This is a genomic window from Anaerosporobacter sp., assembly GCF_965301125.1.
This window is the reverse complement of sequence record NZ_CBDLAM010000325.1, coordinates 1,583-2,540: the sequence shown is the minus strand read 5'-3', so window position 1 is coordinate 2,540 and position 958 is coordinate 1,583. Positions and strand designations below refer to the sequence as shown.

The following is a 958-nucleotide window of genomic DNA, read 5'->3' as shown; positions in this document are numbered from 1 at the left end:
TTTAGAGGGAGACGATTTGGATAAATGGCTTTCTGAATTACTTTAATTATGGTTAATCAGTGTCTAAGCAGGTATGATAACTTCTACAGTAGCAGGTGAGTATGTGTTTGCAACTGGTGTAGGAGAGGAATTGTTAAGAGCAGATCAAAAGGTTGTTGATGATCTGGTTGAACATTTGGACGGTAAGTAAGGGTGGGAAATACTCAGCATTTGGAGAGATGTCAGAGGCTGATGGAATAAGATATAGGGATTGGAATTATGAACAGATTCATAAAATATTTATACATAATCCTGATTCTAATAGTATGACGTTAGGAATGTATTTTGACGGAACAATCGAATCAGGGTCATATGTAGAGAGAGCTGAGGCAACGGGTGATACATACTTTAGTTTAGGTACACAGTGGGATGATATAAGTGGTGCATATGGATTAACAGACAAAGATATGTTTAATACATTTAATACTAGAGCTTTGGATGATGCAGTTGCTCAAGGAAAAACGATTAGATTTTCACAAAATCCAATGGAGTGGAGTGGCACTATTTAAAAAATAAACATGGATATACTAGATTAAAACAGATAGGAGATTATTGGTATGCAAAATAAAAATGTAGATGAGATGTCAGATTTCATAATTGACGAAATGTGTGCTTTATTTAAGGAAAAAATTAAAGATTTTATTATCAAAGATGTAGTAGAGGATGTTAATCATAAATCGTTTTCAGTTGAGTTTAGTGCATATGAGTATTTCCCAATAGTATTCAATTATGACATGGGAAGAATGGGATATAGTATATGTTTCGGAACTAGAACAATTGCGTTAGAAAATTCTCAAAAATGGTGGGATGAGACAGATTTTAGTATATTATTGAGGGAACTCAAAGAAGAATTGGAATTGCGAATTCCAGATAAATTTCTAAAAGCACATGGGTGGTTATAAAATTTATTATGGTTATA

At 33.1% G+C, this 958-nt stretch carries 2 protein-coding genes; both read left to right on the top strand.

Features of this window, described 5'->3' with window-relative positions; translation table 11 throughout:
* The first annotated feature begins 158 nt into the window (after positions 1-158).
* Complete coding sequence (locus ACW2QF_RS19445; RefSeq protein WP_455717671.1) at positions 159-548, top strand: hypothetical protein; 390 nt, start codon at positions 159-161, stop codon at positions 546-548.
* Between the two features lie 48 nt (positions 549-596).
* A complete protein-coding gene (locus tag ACW2QF_RS19440) occupies positions 597-941 on the top strand; it encodes a hypothetical protein (RefSeq protein ID WP_455717670.1) in 345 nt (114 codons plus the stop codon).
* The last annotated feature ends 17 nt before the right edge of the window (positions 942-958 follow it).

Coding starts and splice junctions, on each gene's coding strand:
- ACW2QF_RS19445 (WP_455717671.1), top strand. CDS start 159: ATGATCTGGTTGAACATTTGGACGGTAAGTAAGGGTGGGAAATACTCA.
- ACW2QF_RS19440 (WP_455717670.1), top strand. CDS start 597: ATGCAAAATAAAAATGTAGATGAGATGTCAGATTTCATAATTGACGAA.